We start from the raw sequence: 19047 nt of genomic DNA on the forward strand, positions 1-19047 counted from the left end.
AATCTTAAAGTATATGCAGTCTAACCTTGGAAAGCCCTTAGTAGAAGTCGAGGATCTTAGAAAATACTTCCCAGTTAAGGGGATCTTCAGGGTAAAGGGGAACCTCAAAGCAGTTGACGGCATCTCATTCATAGTGCCTAGAGGAAAAACTGTTGGTCTGGTCGGCGAGAGTGGTTGCGGGAAAACTACAACAGGAAAACTAATACTCCGCCTCATAGAGCCTACAGGTGGCCACGTTTATTTCGAGGGTAAAGACGTTTTTAAACTAAAAGGAAAAAACCTCATGAAATTTAGAATGAGAGCCCAAATGGTATTCCAAGATCCATACATGAGTCTTAACCCTAGGAAGACAGTATTCGACTCAATAATAGAGCCAGTCAGGGTTCATAAAATAGAAACTGGAGACCCGCATGAATTTGTAGTTAAACTATTATATGAAGTCGGACTAAACGAGACCCATATATATAGGTATCCTTACGAGTTTAGCGGCGGCCAAAGGCAGAGAATTGCCGTAGCAAGAGTCCTTGCTCTGGAACCTGAATTCATAGTCCTAGACGAACCTACAAGCGCTTTAGATGTCTCTGTACAAGCTCAGATACTTAACATGCTAAAAGACCTCCAAGACAAGAGAGATTTAACATACCTATTCATAAGCCATGACCTAGGAGTAGTACGATACATGAGTGACTATATAGCTGTAATGTACCTCGGTAAAATAGTAGAATTCGGATTAGCCGAGGAGGTATTCGAAAAACCATTACACCCATACACAAAGATGCTGTTTACATCTATGCCTGTCCCAGATCCTGAAGCAGCTAAGAAGAAACCTAAAATGGAAATAAAGGGAGAGCCGCCATCCCCCGTAGACCCACCGCCAGGATGCAGGTTCCACTCGAGATGCCCTTATGTAATGGGTAATTGTATGAGTAATGAACCACCACTTGCCATGGTAGAAAAGGATCACTTTGTAGCTTGTTGGCTCTATGAGAAAAAGTGAGTGTGCTATTAAATGATATTATTACATATTCAATTAAAAGCATCTAAAATATATTATTCTATATAAATATTTTAACTTTAATAGAAAGGTATATAGGAACAAATAAATTATAGTATATAGAACTTGTTAGATCTAATAAATAAAGTTATATAATTAAGGTTTGTTGACGATTTGCCCTATTATGAGAAGGACTATCCGGCCTTTAACTTGGATAGGGTTCCAGAAACCTTTCAAAGAATCAACCGTGATAATAAGGAAGAAAAAGAATGGTGAGTTTAATGAACTCACTTACTTTCTATATGCTATTAGTATTCCACCGATAAGCCCTATCCAAGCTCCGCATGTATAAAATCCTCCGTCGAACGGCAGTGTGATTATTGCTAGTATTGCTACTGTCCATCCAACTGCTTGCGGTGACTTATTGTACCAGTATAGAACGATGAATATTATGATGCTTAAGATAACTTCTGTCCAGCCTACTACTGTAGCACTACCGTAGTGCCATCCATAAAAGTTACCTGTGGCTAGTACAATGGCTCCGTCTATTATTATTAGAAGGGCTCCTATTATTGCAAGCCATAAACCGGTTTTTCCTACTGTGGGTTGTTTCTCTTGTTTCTCTTCAGACATTTTTCTCACCAAACTTATAGTTTTAATGAATTTTAATGTTTATAAAACCTAATGTATATCAAGACAATGAAATTTTTTATTTTAACTAGTATAATTCCCGTGTATTAACAAATGAATAGTTCTATCTTTATGAAAAATTATTTTTAAAAGAATTGTTGTTTTGTTGAAATAATTTTCTAAAATCCTTCCGTATTTATGAGTATGAATGATTAATTCAATGAATTTGTATAAGGTATCATTTCTATAGCTGAGCATTGAATTTAAATTACCGGGATATAATCACTGCTTGACTTCTCGTCGAATTGGAATATAGAATTAAAGTGGTTAAAATGTAGTTAAATATAATTAACTCGGTTTTGGAGCCGCCGCCGGGGTTTGAACCCGGGGCCTCCGCCTTACCGGGGCGGCGCTCTACCGGCTGAGCTACGGCGGCCTCCATTATGCGGGTTTGGATTTATACAAGCTGGGAAATATTAGTTTTGCTTCCCGGGATCACCTGCCTTTATAGGTGTCAACAAGGGTCTTAGCGGCGAAATACAGCAACACTATAGCTAGAATAAACATTAACCCTCTATACACCACTAGACTAATACCACTGGCAAGCCCGCCGGCGGCAGCTAGGAAAGCCAGCCATGCATAGTCCATCCATATATGGCTACCATACATTGCTATCAACCCCTCTCTACCTTTCTTAGAAGCCTCTGTAACCAAGGGGTATCCCACCGTTATCCACCACATTAGGAAATACGGGTTCAAACCTGTTAGCATAGCTCCGACGGATACGGCTCCAAGAGTACCTATGCCGGCTGGATGCGAGTTGACATTAAGAGGATTCAGCTGCATGGATGTCTGGAATAGGAGGTATGAGAAGTAAATCAGGAAAGCTGAGACGAGTAGGTTCATAGGTACTTTAGCTCTCTCCAAGTACTTCTTGGTTTTCTCCATTGAGAAGTAGAGTAAAATGATGTAAGGAAGTTCCACTAGCATATGACCTAGAGCAAGGAATACTCCTCCCAGTATACCGAGTGTGAGACCTGCTGTTACAGCCATGGCTGATAAGGGGCCTGGGCTTAGTGCCCCGCTCGGACTTATTGCAATGGTTAAAGTTGCTATCTTTTTAAGTTCACGCATTGCTCTTCAACTTATCGATAAAAAGAAGGAATAGGTTTTATTTTATAATTTTCCCTGTGTTATTTTCTATTTCTAAGAATAAGTGTAGTTCCAATGGACGTTATCAGAATCACTATGAAGACTTGTATGAAGGGCAGAACCCACATTATACCCGTCTTAGTTATTGTCAGCACTTGAGAGCCAGTCAATAACAATCTTGCACCAATTATCAGTAAAGGAGCGAAAAAACCTGTTAAGATGCCGGCAATAGTAGATTGTTTTACTGTTTTAGACGTAGCTCCTACAACTAGTCCTGCTATGAAAGGTGCAACCAGCGTTATAGTATAGCCTAGAGGTATGTACGCTATTATATAGTACGCTATTAACCCGTACAATACTGCTCCAAGCAGGCCTGGTTCTTTACTAGTTTTCTCCATTCAAACTCACCTCCCAGGGGACAGTGTTATAGTATGTTCTGCTATGTCCTTCAAACTCGCTGGGCTGCTATCCATCCTTATATTGTGATACTCCAGGCTCACCCACTGGAAGTACTGGTCAGTATAATGCCTGCTAAACGGGTTGCCATCGTTACCGCCGGGTAGCATTAGATAGCCTGTACCAGGATCCTTAGGGTTTAGTATTGCTATAAACCTTATACTAGGCCCATGGTTTACAGGAGGCAGACTCTTATAAGGGTTCTTAGGTAGCTGTGGTGCGACATTGATAGTGAAGGCTCCTCCGCTAGCTGGTTCCTTGGGATAGTTGAGCCAGGGGAGTACGCTTCCCATGGCGTGTTGGAAATAGTAATAGTGTATTTTACCCCAAATCCACTTCTGCGGATTGTCTGGTGCCTTATAATAGGATCCAAGTAGTTTCTCTGCTTCATGGAGACGGGTTATGACGAATAGTGACGCATCATTACCAAAGTACTTCTCGAGTTCAGTATTACCGTTAAGTACCTGTTTCAAGCCATAGCTCGTGAACTCTGCTTTGGCGAGGCAGTAATCCATGCCTAGTGACGCCCTCGACATTAGGGGGTACCATGTATTATAATGGACTAACAAAGCCCAGAGGAAGCCTATGCTCGGCTCAGGCTTGTTTTTATCCATAACATAGTTCCACTTGCCAAGCATATTCAGTACTTGTTTATCAAGGTTTGTCAGCTTATCAGGGTGTTTCTCAGCCAATTTGATGAGCGTTGGTACGATATCCTCCATTGCACTGCTCTTTATATCACCCTGTATGTGCATCATATCCTCTATAGTTATACCATTGCTCTTGTACCCGTTCAATAGTTCCTCTATCCTATAGTGTCTATAGTGATCACAATAGTAACTCTGAAGCTCCCATGGATATAAACCATAAGCAAGTATCCTATTATTAGCAGTGGCCACATAGCCCCATGATGGATTAAGTAACCGGGGAATATATGGGAAACTAATGTATCCAACCCATTTGCCTTCATCAGCACTACCGTTGAAAGGTAGCTCGCCATAATCTACTATCTTTATATTACCTTTCTTTAGTATAGGTATGTTATCTCTAACGGGTATGAGGCCAGTAGGACTGTAAAGAATGTTACCTTTATCATCGGCAACTACCGCGTTTTGTATAGCTGCATCAAAATATTGCTGTGCTTTCAAGAAGTCCCAAACGCTTTCTGAGTGATCCATTAGATAAGCCCATACTGGTACTAAACTAGGTTTAAGCCCTGTCCATTGGACGGCATATAGTATTTGTCTTCCCTGGAAATCCTTCTCGAATAATGGTCCATGAACTGTTTCCTTAACAGTTAGATTTACGAGCTTATAACCGGAGCCTTCCTTAACTTTTATTGTCTCAGCTTTCTCCATAGGCTTTATCCATTGTCCATTGTAGTAGTATTCGCCGTTCGAGTTCCACTTATAATAGTACCAGTCAACAACGTCAATGAAGCTGTCTGTAAACCCCCATGCTGCATGAAGCGTTCTCCCTATAATGATGAATGGAACTCCAGGGAAAGCTACACCATAGACGTTTAGCCCTGTATCTTTCGAGACTAAATGCATTTCTATCCATATAGGAGGAACCATCAGGGTTAGGTGGGGATCATTGGCAAGTAACGGGTACCCATATTTTGTTATATTACCACTAACAACCCAGTTGTTAGAAGCCCCAAGGCACCTAGTGTAACCCAATAGTTTATCAACAGTCTTAGAGAGGTTCAATGGAGTAACTGCAACAATATTAGGCGTGTTTATTGGTCCTTTGAATGTCCGTACAAAGGTATGCGGATGAAATGTCTGTGGGTTGATATAGGTATAGTTGTACTTGAATTCCATGCCTTTGAAATCATTAATGTGATCCCAGTAGTGATTGCCATGTATTATTGGTTCATTAAAGTCCTGCTTTAACATGTTGAAGTCGAGGAGTATCTGAGGTCCATTAGCTAATGCTAGATGCAACCTACCTACATCACTATCATCATATGCTAAATCATATATTATCAATTTCGCTACCGCTGCACTGTCAGAAAGCTTCCAGGGTTCTGGTTTCACACCGAGTAGTTTATACTCGACGGGAAGAGAGTCACGATCCTCCGCCCATTTAATATAATCGTTCACACCATTAGTATAGGCTTCAAGCATATCCAATGCTTTCGCAACATTAGGATCCTTTTTAGCCATTTGCTTCATGAGGTTAATGCTGTCCACCGCGCTCTCGTATAGCTGTAGGTTTCTCATAAACTTATCTTGGTTTAATGTTTCATTGCCGAAGAACTCTGATAAGCGACCTGCAACTATTCTCCTCATTAGATCCATTTCAAATAATCTGAACCTAGCCTGCACCCATCCTACTGCAGTAAACAAGTCCTTTTCATTGTCCGCGTAAATATGAGGTACACCCTCTTTATCCACTATAACTGTTACTTTACCTGTTAAACCGGGAATGCTAACCTCGTTAGGGTACTTTGCTTTAACAGGTTCCTCCCATAAACCCTTTACAGGGTCGAAAAGGTAGGGATACGGAGTCCCTTGAGTAAGTGGGAATACCGAGAGGATTATAGCTATTATGAGGAGCAGTGATCCGATTGCTATCTTTGATCCTTTACCAAACCTCAATTCTCTCACCACATTCAAACAAGGTTTAAGGATAGTGCTCGCTAGTTTCATTTTATTACTACTATATATAATATAAAGCTATCATAAAAACCTTGAATTCTATAGAAAACTACGGGTGAAATAAAATAAGCTTGAAGGATGGATCAGGATTTAATAGTAATACCAGCTCTTATAGTCCTCTGGATCTTCCTCAAAGACCTCTGTAGCTCGTCTAAATACATTCTAATAGAGACTATGTCGGTATAAACATATGGGTCAACTAGTTGTATGTTCTTCTCCCACCTTACCTGTAGATATCCCATACAATTATGAGTATAACAATAATGTACCATGGAATACCGTTGAAACTAGTGAAAAAGTGTGTAATCACACATGGTTATAGTGCACTATGGTTCTCACAACTAAAACAGCTTTACCCGCTTATAATGTTCTTTACCACAGCACCTTCCTTTACAACTAACCCTACATTCTCCATTCCAACCAGCAGATTAATATTATCCAAGGGGTTACCCTTAACTGCAATAAAATCAGCAATATAACCCGGCTTCAATAACCCAATTCTATCCTGCAACCCGGCAATATAAGCCGAGTTCACAGTTACGGCAATAATAGCCTCCATCGGGGATAACCCTATCTTCTCAACAAGCAACATTAGCTCAAGACCATTCATCCCATAGACATTATAATCCCTACTATTAATGAAGAAATCGGTTCCAGCAGCTAGCCTCACACCTTGCCTGTAGGCTTTCCGTATATTCGAAATATGCGCGTCATGAGCCTCTCTGGCTTTCTCTAAAGCCCAGCTAGGGAGACCAGAGGCTTCACCGAGCTTCAGTAGTAAATCAACAACCGACAGGGTGGGAATAACAACAGCATTCTTCTCCAAAGCAAGATTAATACCATCTTGGTCAATATAGATTCCATGGGCTATCCTAGTAACTCCAGCCTTCAACGCGTTAACAATACCCTCAGATCCCTCAGCATGGATATGAACGAATCTATTAGCCCTCCTAGCCTCCTCGACAATAGCTCTAATCTCCTCTAGAGTAAACTGGGGATACTCAGGCCTATCCCTCTGAGAAGCAACACCTCCCGTCGTGAATATCTTTATAAAATCAACTCCATTCCTAAGAGCGTACCGTGCAGCTTTTCTACAATCATCTGCACCATCACACAACAAACTCATAAACGGGGATAATAGTCTCGAACTCCTAGCATCAACAAGTTCAACAGGCAGGAAATGAATATCACCATGACCAAAAGTCTGTGAAACAGGATAACCCGAAGCAACTATACGGGGACCCCTAACAGACCCTTCATTTACTGCATCTCTCAAGTGAAGGGCTACCACACTACCGGCATCAACGATAGTAGTGAAACCGGCATCAAGAACCCTACCAATATCAACTATTCCCCTCGCAACAAAAACACCGAAAGGAGTAAGCAGACTCTCCTTTACGTAATCACCGCTCCTGAACCCAGTTATATGCATATGGGCATCAATCAATCCAGGCAGAATAGTATAACCCTTAAGCCAGATAGGCTCAACATTGCTAGGAACCTCCACGGAACCCTGGGTACCCACGGTAGTAACCCTGTTATTCTTCATTACGATGCAACCATTCTCGAAAACTTTACCCAGCTCTCCAGTAAAAACACGGTCGCCGCAATAAACACTAGGCAGAGGCAAATAAATATCACCATTCTAATATGCGTGTTATAGCAGTAAAAAGATTACTAGTCTCAGAAACAAATAAGAATTAACAAATCAATAAACCACAATAAGAAAAGGGCCCGTGGCCTAGCCAGGATAGGGCGCCGGCCTGCGGAGCCGGCGATCCGGGGTTCAAATCCCCGCGGGCCCACCACAAATTAATATGGATGTCTTTACTACTTGACGGGTCAAACCCATATTTTTGCTACAGCCACTAGCCCCCTCATTTCTCCTTTCTTCATTCTTATCATTGCTTCTTGTATATCTTCGAATCGTACTATTTCTTTTTCTATGGTTAGGTTTAGCCTGTTTGCTATTTCTAGGAATTCTCTTCCGTAGTCTCTTCTTACTTGGTATAGTGTTTTGATATTCTTTCCCCAAAGATTTGCTGTATAGTCTCTTATCTCTATTGGTGTCATTGATACTGCTGCTAGAACTAATGTTCCTGATATATCTAGGTTCTCTAATGCTTTTTCAACAAGTTTTCCTGCTGGTGGGAAGAATATTATGGAATCCATTTTCTCAGGCATTCTCTCAGTAGCAATATTTCCCACCCACGTTGCTCCATTATTCCTTGCTATCCTTTTATGTTCCTCGCTTCGAGTACTTACATAGAGATCTATGCCCATGCTCTTAGCTACATGGAGTACGTAGTATGCTGTCGGTCCGAAGCCTACAAGTCCGAGTTTACCACCCTCCTTTACATTGGCTAGTTTAAAGGCGAAATGCCCTGATACACCTGGACACATTAGTGGAGCTAGATCCTCGTCTCTTAGCCTCATTTTATTGAGATTAAAAGCGAAGTCCTCTTTCGCAATAAAGTATTCTGCATATCCTCCGTCTACATCCCATCCAGTCCTCTTTATTTCTGGGCAGTAATTTTCTTCTCCCCTCATACAGTACTTACATTTTCCACAGGTACTGTATAGCCATGTGACTCCGGCTTTATCCCCGGGTTTAAACTTCGTAACACCTTCACCGATTTTATCTACTACTCCCACGATCTCATGCCCAGGTATAACCGGTTTTTTGTGGAGGGGTATGTCGCCCTCGGCGATATGTAGATCGGTTCTGCAGATGCCGCAATAGCTTACCTTTATTCGAATCTCACCTGGATCCGGTTCCGGAGTAGGTATTTCCACAAGCTTCATCGGTTTCTCTTCTATCGGTTTCTGCTCCTCTACGATCCAAGCCTTCACGTTAAACCACCCTGATTGAATATCGTTTTTTGACGCTGTCAAAACTTGTTCTAAGAAGTTTTAAGGCTAGGGGCAGGTACTCCATTATATCTCTAGCCACGATACCATCCTCACCTTTCGCTTCTGCTGCTAAATCACCTGCAAAGCCATGGATGAAAACACCCATTCTAGCGGCTTCTTCGAGGCTTAGACCTAAACCATACATAGCAGCTATAGCTCCCGTTAAAACATCACCGCTTCCGGCCGTAGCCATACCTGAGTTCCCACTCATGTTAATATAGACCCTGTCATCCGGGATAGCTATTTGCGTATGAGCCCCTTTCAATATAATAATAGAATTTAACTCCCTAGCGTATTTCCTAGCAACATTTATTCTATCCTCAACTATATTGCTTATATCTAGGCCAGTTAATCTAGCCATCTCACCGGGATGCGGTGTCAAAATTGTTCCACACTTCCGTTCTCTAATAATACTCGGGTTTCTAGACAAGGCAGTTAACCCATCTCCATCCACTATTAGAGGCTTCTCTATGGCTGGAATAAGTTCTAGCATAAGTTTCTGGGTTTCATTATTCAAAGAAGTTCCAGGACCTAATACAACTATGTCAACAGTGTTGACTAGTTCAAGTATTTCTTCTTTAGCCGAATAACTTATACTCCCATCATCCGTCTCGGGGAGAGGATGGAAAACTACTTCTCTAGCACTAGTTCCTATGAAAGGGGCTACAGAACTTGCTGTTGCGAGTCTTGAGTATCCACCGCCAGCTTTCAAGAATGATAATGACGATAGTAGAGGTGCGCCGTAATATTTTCTTGCTCCGGCGATGAATAATGCTTCACCGAAACTGCCTTTGTGCCCGTCTTTTTTCCTGGGAGGTAGTATTATTGGATCATTCAAATCTATTAATACATTACTACTTTCATAAATAGCGGGTGGGAAGGATATATGGGAGACAACGACTTGCCCACAGTATTCATAACCCGGATACAATATATTCCCTATTTTAGGCAAACCAAACGTTATGGTATACCTAGCTCTCACAGCCTTACCCATAACCTTACCAGTATCACCAGAAATCCCAGAGGGAATATCAATGCTGAAGACTAGTTTATCAGAGCTATTTATCAAATCTATAGCTTCAGCGTAAACACCACCGACGTCTCGGGAAAGCCCTGTTCCAAAAATACCGTCAATGATAGCATCAGCCTCTCTTAGAGCATTCACAACAGCATCATGATCAAAATCCTGAACATCTACCCCTATTTTGCTAGTTATTTCAAAGTTCTCCCCAGCAGGCCCCTTGTATTTTGATGGATTAGTAAGGAGAAATACCTTTACAAACGCACCCATAGAATGCAATTTTCTAGCAACTACTAGAGAGTCTCCTCCATTATTACCCGGTCCAGCAAACACAACGAACCTCTTACCTCTAACATCCCCATAGTGCTGGAGAATAACAAAGTACACAGCATGACCAGCATTCTCCATCAACTGGATGTGACTAATACTATACTTATCCACAGCTATTTTATCCATTCCATGCATTTCCTCGACTGTACTAACCTTCAAAATAATTCACCTAGAAAATTATACCGATTCCAATTTACAGTGTTTGATGGGCAAAAAAGATTTTCACTTAAATTAACCCGATTTTGAAACATCATGATGCGCTATATTGATTTAAGAGTTAGTGGCTATTTAGTTCTAAAAATAATCTGATCGTATGAATATGACGTTTTTAGTTAGTGGAAAAGGGGTTTTAGCTAGGCCCGATTTGAATTGCTATATTCCCCATATTACCTTGTATTTGCATTAGTATTATCAGTTCTATCGAATGATCGGTTGTCTGAGCATATATTCCTAGTTGTGCTGGGTTGGCTGCTATTGTAACATTTGCCCATCCCTTGGTTTCTAGTCCTTTACTTATTTGTGTTAGGTAGTTGTTGATTTGACTTGGATCCAAGTTTGTTACAGTAAAGTCTTCATTATAAGCACCGTTTTGTATTGCTGCGACATTACATGCCATATTATTGGGTCCAAAAACACCCGCAAGTACTTCTAATACACCGTCATTTAATTCTTTAAGGTTGCTTGGAGGTTGTACTGTACACATTGATATACCTGTTTGAGTCTGGGTCGTTGTGGTGGTTTCTGTTTGGCTTGTTGTGGTGGTTGAAATCTGAGTTGTTGTAGTACCGCCTTGACTGGTAGTTTGAGTGCCGGTGGTAGTGTGTGTGGTGGTTTGAGTTTGCTGGCTTGTTGTAGTTTGCTCCATGCATGGTAGTTCGTTGCTCGAGCTTTCCTTTACGCCTTCCCAAGACCCCGAGTCATAGTTTGTTGAGAAGTGTCATGAACCGCTCGCCTTGCCCCCAGAGATTGTTCCTGAGAATAATACTGCATTTGGTCCTACTGAACCTATTTCTATTTTGTCCCCACTGAGTGATACTGTTATTGGCATCCAGCCTTCATCGGATGCGTATGTTCCTGTGCTTTGTAGACAACCGGTGTAAGAAGTTGTTCCGGTTTTCTTGATTATCCATTTCCATTCTCCAGTTCCCTTTACACCTTTATAGGTTCCGTGCCATGTTCCTTCTATGTTAGCTGTACTCTCTTGCGTGCTCTGAGTTACCGTACTTCCGGTTTCGCTTGTGGTAGTGGTGCTACCACTTCCTCCGTGGCCTAATGCAAGTGCGCCAGCTATGGCTACTACTACGATGACCGTTATAATCCCAATTATCTTGGTTTCCAAAGATAATTAACCTCCCTAATTAAAGTGCCGACTGTTTGGATGCCTGTAAAATATCAGGATCCTTGGGGGCCGGCTTTTGATTCTAGGGATAATACGGTGTTAAGCAATATAAATATGTTATAGTCTAATAGAGTGCGTGTTTATATAGATTATATATGTTTTTATGTGTGTAAATTATCTTTATACACGAAAAACTACTCCATTAGATTTAGATTTCTTTCATTTTATCTGTTATGAAGTTGATCATTTGACTATAAACGAGTATTCTATTACTTATCCTTGTTATACGGTGTCCTTCATCCCTTAACAATATGTATTTAACATCTATCCCGCGCTCCCTAAGTTTTGTCACTAGCTGCTCTGCTTCTGAGACGGGGACTCGTGTATCATTTTTACAGTGGATAACCATAAGAGGCGCCTTCAGTTTATCTATATGTGTTATCGGGCTTAGTTCTAGCATTATTTCTCTATGTTTATCAGGGTCGCCGTACTCATCCATCCTATACTTCCTCCTCTGGGGACTAGTATTCCTTATGAATGTGACAAGATTGACTATTCCCGCTATTTCTGTTCCACACTTCCATATGTCGGGATAGAAAGTCATAGCCATCAATGTTAGATATCCTCCGTATGATCCGCCCGTGACACATACTTTGCTAGGATCTAGGAGTCCTTCATTAACTAATGAGAGGTATGCATAGTATACATCTTTGACAGCATCACCTCTTTTCTCTATATCGTCTAGATGGGTGAAAGTTTTTCCATAACCTATAGTACCCCTGAAATTAGGGGCTATAACGAGGTATCCTAACCTTGTGAGTAGCTGAATAAGGGGATTGAATCTAAACGTGACTTGACTTTCCGGCCCTCCATGGAGGTACATAATCCCTGGATATGGCTTATTCCCATTCTTTGGCTTGAATAAGAGGCCGTTTATTGTTAACCCATCGAAAGATTCATACTTAAAATGCTCCGGTCTTACAAAGTCCTTCCGGCTCAAAAGAAGTTTTGGGGAATATGTTAACTTTCTCATTTCACCCGAATTTTCATCCAGGAGAAATATCTCTTCACCGTATTCTGATTTCGACAGTGATATAATTAATTGCGATAGATTTTCACTATATTCTACTCTAGTTACATATCCTTTTGTTGAAATTATTTTAGATGGTTCTCCACCTTCTTCTAGGCTTATTTTATAGAGTTCACTTTCTCCGTTTTTATTTAGTGTGAAATAGGCAGTTTTACCCGTCAATGTCACGTGATCTACATCCCATTCTCCATTGTAAAGGTATTTCCATCGCTTTGATTCAAGGTTGTATAGTCCTATCCCTTTGAATTCGCTATCTACATTTGTTATAAAGAGAAAGCTTTTGTCATTAATTGGGATTGGAGAATAGTTGAGAGCTTCACCGTTATGCCCGGTGAGATTATATAACCGTTTCATTTTTATATCGTAAAGCAATATATCTGAATCTAGGTTAGTGTAACTTTTGGTTAAGAGTAGCTTTGAGCCCTTGATCCAGTGTTCGGCGTGTAGTATTCCCTTGTTTCTCATTACAAGCCTTGGTAGGCTACCTAGTTCGTATAGGTATAGGTCGAAGTTGATTAGATCCTTTTTGTTTGATGTGAATGCAAGAGTCGTACCAGCGGGATTCCATGATCCTAGGTAGTTAATATAGTCTCTTCCCTTTGAAATTTTTATAATACTTTTTCCTGTGTCAATATATAATCCCCAAAACTCGTTGCCGATATCGTAGTCTGTGGTGAAGGCTATTAGTTTGCTAGTTGATATAGTGTAATCGTCTATTCTGCCTTCCCAGGGTATTGCAATGTCATAGATAAAGCGCTTATTCTCGGCGCTGGCAACCCACAATTTGTCTATTCCTGTCGTGTTTGAGATGTAAAATACACAGTGGTCTCTTCCTGGTTTGCCTTCCCTGGCAGATCTTATTCTAAGGTATTTAGTTACTTTGTAACTTGTTTCTTCCAATAATTTTCACCGGAGTTTTCATTGATTGTGTAACTTACTTACTATTTCTATCTGTTAGTGATTATATAGTGTGATAATATATTAACATTGGGTTTATCTATGCAGTTATATTTAACTGAAAAAGGTTAAGGTTTATCTTACTGATTTCTAGATGGAAAGGATAGCTATACTCCTAAGCAAGTCAGCAGTATCCTCACACTTATCAGTGCTCATCTCTAAAGACGTCAAAGTATTGTAGAGAGCAGTACAAGTCCCAGGTGCAACCTTAGTATTACACCACTCTAACAGTCTCTCCTCAGTGGCACTACGTATATCATCGGCCTCTTCTTCCATTTTCTCAACCATTTTAGCGAGCTGTATAGTTTTTTTAGGGTCGCTTCTCACCAGCTTAACTGCATCAATTATTGTTTCAACAGACTCCTGCACAAGTTCAGCTATCTTCTCCAGGGGATCTAACAAGTTTGCAGGTATCTCACACTCAAGACGACATAACAGCAGTATCCTCCTGGAAGCTGACTTCAAATATGCTGCTATATCATCTGCTGCCAGTACAACCCTGAGTAATTCCTCCCTATCTATTGGATGGAATATACCAGTTGAGAGCTGTTCAATTATATGGTCTTTGACTTTATCAGCGTTCCTCTCTTCCCCCTTGACCTTAGTATAAAGTTCATCAACATCCTTTTCGGATTTCCTTTTGAATGCTTGTACTAGGCTCACAGTAGCCTTTGAAGCATCATATATATGGTTGAGGTGCTCTAACTCCATTGCAAGGATTGACTCCTCTCTTCGTTTACTGATCCAAGACCAGGTACTGACCAATTTAAAACTACCTCCAATTCTAAACTATATATAACAAACTATATATCCCCGCGGCAAGCCCCGCGGCGATTGGAAGGGTAAAGACCCATCCTGCAATGATTAATCCAACCATCTTCCAGTCAACGCCGGAAAAGCCTTTCTCCTTAGCCATACCTACTCCTATCACTGAGGAGACGCTGGCATGGGTAGTTGATACAGGCATTCCCATGAGAGTGAAAAGATATACTACACTAGCATTAGCGAGCTCTGCAGCAGTACCTGAGACATAGTCAAGTCTTGTTATTTTGAACCCTATTGTCATGATAACCCTGTAACCCCATAGTAAAGCTCCAGCCATTATTCCGAAACCGCCAAGTACAGCGAGGAGATGCATTGTTTTTTGATCTGGAACTCCGAATGTAGATGAGACCACTGATACGTATACACCAGTAGCATTACCAACATCGTTAGCCCCATAAGCATATGCGCTGAATGCCATTGTACCTATTAGCAGGACTCTGAATATGCTTATAGCATTATATTTTCTTGAAAGCAGATTGCTTGACCATAAGAAGCAGATATAGAGAATTGATGCGAGAATCATTGCTCCCAGCGGGCTTGTTACCCAGCTGAGAATAACTTCACCGACAACATTCCATTCTATTTTAGGTGCTATACCAAGAAGATAGCCATGCATCAGGCCTACTCCAACAATGGCACCTACTGTCGAGTGCGTTGTTGAAACGGGTAATCCTTTCCTAGTCGCTATTGTAACCCATAATCCGGCTCCTAGTGAGGCGCTGATAGCCATTATAGGATCAATATCCTTGACTACTCCTTTGCCTAATGTTTTTATCACATGGTACCCTTGAAAGTATGCTCCAAGGAATGCGAATAAAGTGAAGAGTACCACTGTTTTCTTTAAGGACAATGCACCAGAACCTATTACCATATTAGTAGGGTTTGCAGCATCATTACCACCTAGATTAAAAGCCATATAGAAGGCTAGTATCAATCCTATACCAACTAGGATTTCTGGGTTGATGTTCCCGACAGTCAAACTGTTTCTTCCCAATTCCAAGGTTCCATTTAGCGTTATAGAAAAATTTTCTTGTAAGATATCTCTTGAATCGTATTTAATACCTTAAGTTATACAATTAAAATCTACTAGAGATCATCGGGACGATTGACTTATTGTTTTTATTATAGCAATAATAACAAGCTTGAACGAGAGAGTCTTATATTCTATTATATTCCTGGGGTGTGTAATACTTGGGTTTGCCCATAGAGTATTACCGGGTTAAGATGGTTGAAAAGATAAGGCTCCCCCCTAGAGAAGAGCGTCATAAGCACCTGATCGAAGCCGGCTGGAACGTGTTTCGTTTAAGAAGCAGGGATATATTTATCGATTTGCTGACTGATAGCGGTACGGGTGCTATGAGCAAGGAGCAATGGGCTTCTCTTATGATGGGAGACGAATCTTATGCAGGAGCTGATAGTTGGTTTAGATTCAATGATGCTGTTGAGGAAGTCCTGGGATTTCCTTTCGTTTTACCTGTGCATCAAGGTAGAGCTGCAGAAAGGATCCTGTATACCACACTGCTTGATAAGAGTAAACCAGCAAATACGGTTCCTGCTAATACTCATTTTGATACCGGGAAGGCTGTCATAGAATTTTATGGAGCAAAACCTCTGGATCTGCCGATAAAGGAGGCATTAAATTATAAGAGCAATTATCCGTTCAAAGGAGACATTGACTTGAAAAAGCTCGAGAATGTTCTGTCAACAGGAAAAGTTTCATTTATTCTACTGGTTTTGACTAATAATACGATGGGAGGTCATCCAGTGTCTCTTGAGAATATCAGAGCCGCGAGGAAACTAGCGGACGACTACAGTATCCCTTTGGTTCTCGATATCAGTCGGTTTGCTGAGAATGCTTTCCTTCTCAAGGAACGACACCCATTATATCAAGGTAAAAGCGTAAAGGAAATAGTAAAAGAAACAATGTTCTATGCTGACCACGCGATTATGAGCGCTAAGAAGGATGCCTTAGCAAATATTGGAGGGTTTATAGCGACTAAGAGCGAAGAACTCTATAACGAGATGTCTGCAAGAGTAGTGCTTGAGGAAGGCTATGTTACCTATGGGGGTCTTGCAGGAAGAGACCTTGACGCCATTGCTACAGGGCTCAGGGAGGTTATTGACGAGAATTATCTCCAGTCAAGAATAAGTCAAACTAGATATTTATATGAGAGGCTTATCGAGGAAGGTGTTCCTGTTGTACATCCATATGGTGGCCATGCAGTCTATATAGATGCACTCGAAACGCTTCCTCATATACCAAGGGAACAGTTCCCTGCAGATGCCTTGGCTGTTCATCTATACCTTGAAAGTGGTGTCAGAGGAGTAGGACTCGGGGCGCTTGCCTTTGCTAGAGAAACAGAGAAAGGTGTGGAGTACCCGGAAAACGAGTTCCTTCGACTAGCGATTCCGAGGAGGGTCTATACGGTTAGTCATATAGACTATGCAGCTAGATCGCTAGGAGTGATAGTAACTAACTCCCGTAAAGTTAAGGGTTTAAGAATAATTTGGGAACCTCCTATTAAGGGTATAAGGCACTTCCTAGCAAGACTTGAGCCAGTCTAGAGTTCTCTAAATTGTTTTATTATGTTTGCTATTCCTTCCGCATAGTTCCAGTCTCCTGAGAAAACTATTAAAATACCATTTATATAGTTCAGGGATAGGAGCATATTAATTGTATTTTCAAGCTCTTTCAAGGGATCGGTTATTCTCTCTAGGTTCAAGTGGAAGTGATTTTTAACAACGCTTCTATCCCACTTATTTCTTACAAGCATTACAGTAGCTATTAGAGGCAAATTCCGGAGTAATGGTTCATCTTTAATGTCTTTTAGCTTTCTTATTGCTTCGTCATTGAAGAGGGGTTGTGAAACGATGAACTCCATCCCGGCTTTCCTCTTAGCCTTTAGCTTCCTCAGCTCGATCTCCCATAATGAATACGGGTTCGTTGCACCTGCAATGTTGAATCCTGGAACTTCCTTGATCTTACCTCCCATATAATCTAACCCGTGATCTCGGAGTAATCTAAGCATATAAATTAGCCTCACGGCGTCTAGGTCGAATACTGGTTTGACGTGAGGTCCAGCCATGATCCCAGGCCAGTCACCAGTTAAGGCAAGGTAACTTCTTACACCCAACCAGAGGCCGCCCAATGCTGAACTAGTAAGATTGGCTCTGTTACGATCTTTGCATGATAGATGAACTAGTATGTCTTCAGTGAATCCGTTAGCTCTCAGATAACCTGCTGCAGCAACAGGGTCTGCCTGTACTCTGCCTAATGGGTTATCCGTTATTGAGAACCCGTCTACAAGTCCTTTAAACGACTTTGCTTGATCCAGGAATCTTAATCCATGCCCGCGTCTACTGGGCTCCAATTCTAAGAGGAATACAATATTATTGTTGAGCATTTTCTCCATAAAACCTGCGTATCCTTTTAGATCAAGGCTAATATCCCTCTTAATGAAACCAGGGCCTAGAATGGGATTCTCTAAAACTTCCGGCTTGTCCTCAAGGAGCTGAATATATGGGCAAGGTCTACCATCAACCTCACACCTACCCTTAGGGTCAACTCCTCCACAAGGCCCGTTAACCATGTTTTTAGGGCAGCCTTTTTCCAAGAAACCCACCATCACTAGTAGCTAATGTCAAATCTGTCTCGGAGTAAACTATTAAAACAAATCATATGCTGCTTCAATACCCTTTTTATGAGTATACTGTTTATTATTCCATAAAGTGTAGCATAAAATCATTTTCAGGTGGAGATGTATGGGCAAAGCAAAGATGGTGTTCCTAGCTACAAGACCTTGGAGTTTCCCTATGACTATTCTAGTTGGGCTGATTGCAGGGTTAGCGGGATGTTATAATGGATATCCCATTGATTGGATGCTGCTAACTATAGGCCTTATTGGCAGCGTTCTTCTCCATGCCATGGTTAACGTATTGAACGATTACTATGATACTAAGAAAGGACTGGATAGGCGTGGGGTGGGGACGGTTGAATATAGACCTCATCCAATACTCCATCAAATACTATCGCCTAGAGAAACGTTACTCTTAGGCCTAATATCCGGTATAGTAGGCCTTATACTAGCAGCTTTGGTGTGGTACACGAGTAGACCTTTGGCCATTCCATTAGGGTTAATAGGATTCATACTTGCATACATTTACACAGGTCCGCCTTTTCCACTGAAATATCATGCTTTGGGAGAGATAGGTGTTTATTTAGCATGGGGTGTTGTAATTCCTATGGGAAACTATTACCTTGCTACTGGGAAAATAGACTGGATGCCCATAATTATTGTAATGCCGATGGCGATACTTGTTGTTAATGTGCTTCTAGCTAACAACCTAAGGGACGTTGGAGTAGATAAAGAGGGAGGTATAAGGACTCTAGCTACAGTATTAGGCTTTAATGAAGGAAGGAAACTATTTAAGGCACTCATAATTCTAACGTATACTATTCCACTGCTATATCTGCCTATAAAGTACGCATTGTTCATATCAGCGTTACCCATATATCTAACGATAAGGCAGGGAAGAGATCTATTTAGGATGATGGACACGGGAAAGGCTCCGCCAGATGCGGATCCCAGAGTAGCAGGTGTACTCCAAAACTATGCAATACTATATCTCGTCGGTATTATCGTCGTGTGCATTGCAGGTTACTGGGTAAAATAA

16 protein-coding genes and 2 tRNA genes are annotated in these 19047 nt (G+C 41.2%); 4 read left to right on the top strand and 14 right to left on the bottom strand.

The window, feature by feature from the left end:
- Positions 1 to 13 precede the first annotated feature (13 nt).
- Positions 14 to 997 (top strand): ABC transporter ATP-binding protein, encoded by a 984-nt coding sequence (locus F7B60_00810; protein ID MCE4614059.1) that lies wholly within the window; start codon positions 14 to 16, stop codon positions 995 to 997.
- 288 nt (positions 998 to 1285) lie between these two features.
- Here the strand turns inward: F7B60_00810 and F7B60_00815 are convergent, their stop codons facing one another.
- From F7B60_00815 to F7B60_00840, 6 genes are all read right to left on the bottom strand, one after another.
- Positions 1286 to 1627: a hypothetical protein gene (locus tag F7B60_00815; GenBank protein MCE4614060.1), complete on the bottom strand. Its 342-nt coding sequence runs from the start codon at positions 1625 to 1627 to the stop codon at positions 1286 to 1288.
- Positions 1628 to 1984: 357 nt separating this feature from the next.
- Positions 1985 to 2060, bottom strand: a tRNA-Thr gene (locus tag F7B60_00820).
- A gap of 59 nt (positions 2061 to 2119) precedes the next feature.
- Positions 2120 to 2758 (bottom strand): LysE family translocator, encoded by a 639-nt coding sequence (locus F7B60_00825; protein ID MCE4614061.1) that lies wholly within the window; start codon positions 2756 to 2758, stop codon positions 2120 to 2122.
- 59 nt (positions 2759 to 2817) lie between these two features.
- A complete protein-coding gene (locus tag F7B60_00830) occupies positions 2818 to 3174 on the bottom strand; it encodes a hypothetical protein (GenBank protein MCE4614062.1) in 357 nt (118 codons plus the stop codon).
- Positions 3175 to 3180: 6 nt separating this feature from the next.
- Entirely contained in the window at positions 3181 to 5838 is a 2658-nt protein-coding gene (locus tag F7B60_00835; GenBank protein ID MCE4614063.1) for a penicillin acylase family protein, read from the bottom strand.
- Positions 5839 to 6250: 412 nt separating this feature from the next.
- Positions 6251 to 7528 carry an amidohydrolase family protein gene (locus F7B60_00840; protein MCE4614064.1) on the bottom strand — a complete coding sequence of 426 codons (1278 nt, stop codon included), beginning with the start codon at positions 7526 to 7528 and terminating at the stop codon, positions 6251 to 6253.
- Positions 7529 to 7628: 100 nt separating this feature from the next.
- Here F7B60_00840 and F7B60_00845 point away from each other — a divergent pair.
- A tRNA-Arg gene (locus F7B60_00845) sits at positions 7629 to 7706 on the top strand.
- A 34-nt stretch (positions 7707 to 7740) separates the two neighbouring features.
- Here F7B60_00845 and F7B60_00850 read toward each other — a convergent pair.
- The 7 genes from F7B60_00850 to F7B60_00880 form a co-directional block, all read right to left on the bottom strand.
- A complete protein-coding gene (locus F7B60_00850; GenBank protein MCE4614065.1) occupies positions 7741 to 8751 on the bottom strand; it encodes a zinc-binding alcohol dehydrogenase family protein in 1011 nt (336 codons plus the stop codon).
- A gap of 1 nt (position 8752) precedes the next feature.
- Positions 8753 to 10321, bottom strand: a complete 1569-nt coding sequence (locus F7B60_00855; protein ID MCE4614066.1) for an NAD(P)H-hydrate dehydratase — start codon at positions 10319 to 10321, stop codon at positions 8753 to 8755.
- Between the two features lie 190 nt (positions 10322 to 10511).
- Positions 10512 to 11027, bottom strand: a complete 516-nt coding sequence (locus F7B60_00860) for a hypothetical protein (protein MCE4614067.1) — start codon at positions 11025 to 11027, stop codon at positions 10512 to 10514.
- A gap of 72 nt (positions 11028 to 11099) precedes the next feature.
- Complete coding sequence (locus F7B60_00865) at positions 11100 to 11501, bottom strand: hypothetical protein (protein ID MCE4614068.1); 402 nt, start codon at positions 11499 to 11501, stop codon at positions 11100 to 11102.
- 208 nt (positions 11502 to 11709) lie between these two features.
- Complete coding sequence (locus F7B60_00870) at positions 11710 to 13491, bottom strand: S9 family peptidase (GenBank protein ID MCE4614069.1); 1782 nt, start codon at positions 13489 to 13491, stop codon at positions 11710 to 11712.
- 147 nt (positions 13492 to 13638) lie between these two features.
- Positions 13639 to 14313 carry a DUF47 family protein gene (locus tag F7B60_00875; protein ID MCE4614070.1) on the bottom strand — a complete coding sequence of 225 codons (675 nt, stop codon included), beginning with the start codon at positions 14311 to 14313 and terminating at the stop codon, positions 13639 to 13641.
- Between the two features lie 19 nt (positions 14314 to 14332).
- Entirely contained in the window at positions 14333 to 15367 is a 1035-nt protein-coding gene (locus tag F7B60_00880) for an inorganic phosphate transporter (GenBank protein ID MCE4614071.1), read from the bottom strand.
- A gap of 197 nt (positions 15368 to 15564) precedes the next feature.
- Between F7B60_00880 and F7B60_00885 the strand changes: the two genes are divergently transcribed.
- Positions 15565 to 16938, top strand: a complete 1374-nt coding sequence (locus tag F7B60_00885; GenBank protein MCE4614072.1) for a tryptophanase — start codon at positions 15565 to 15567, stop codon at positions 16936 to 16938.
- Here the strand turns inward: F7B60_00885 and F7B60_00890 are convergent.
- Positions 16935 to 17987, bottom strand: coding sequence for a methylenetetrahydrofolate reductase C-terminal domain-containing protein (locus tag F7B60_00890; GenBank protein ID MCE4614073.1), 1053 nt, complete (start codon positions 17985 to 17987; stop codon positions 16935 to 16937). The genes F7B60_00885 and F7B60_00890 overlap by 4 nt on opposite strands.
- A 148-nt stretch (positions 17988 to 18135) precedes the next feature.
- On the opposite strand from F7B60_00890, the gene F7B60_00895 reads away from it, so the two are divergent.
- Positions 18136 to 19047, top strand: coding sequence for a prenyltransferase (locus F7B60_00895; protein ID MCE4614074.1), 912 nt, complete (start codon positions 18136 to 18138; stop codon positions 19045 to 19047).

Source organism: Candidatus Tiamatella incendiivivens (genome assembly GCA_015522635.1).
In the GTDB taxonomy this organism is placed as follows: Archaea; Thermoproteota; Thermoprotei_A; order Sulfolobales; family Acidilobaceae; genus Tiamatella; species Tiamatella incendiivivens.

Excerpts from the sequence above, each read along its gene's own strand:
- F7B60_00860 (MCE4614067.1), bottom strand. The coding sequence starts at position 11,027 with ATGGAGCAAACTACAACAAGCCAGCAAACTCAAACCACCACACACACT.
- F7B60_00810 (MCE4614059.1), top strand. The coding sequence starts at position 14 with ATGCAGTCTAACCTTGGAAAGCCCTTAGTAGAAGTCGAGGATCTTAGA.
- F7B60_00815 (MCE4614060.1), bottom strand. The coding sequence starts at position 1,627 with ATGTCTGAAGAGAAACAAGAGAAACAACCCACAGTAGGAAAAACCGGT.
- F7B60_00830 (MCE4614062.1), bottom strand. The coding sequence starts at position 3,174 with ATGGAGAAAACTAGTAAAGAACCAGGCCTGCTTGGAGCAGTATTGTAC.
- F7B60_00895 (MCE4614074.1), top strand. The coding sequence starts at position 18,136 with ATGGGCAAAGCAAAGATGGTGTTCCTAGCTACAAGACCTTGGAGTTTC.
- F7B60_00825 (MCE4614061.1), bottom strand. The coding sequence starts at position 2,758 with ATGCGTGAACTTAAAAAGATAGCAACTTTAACCATTGCAATAAGTCCG.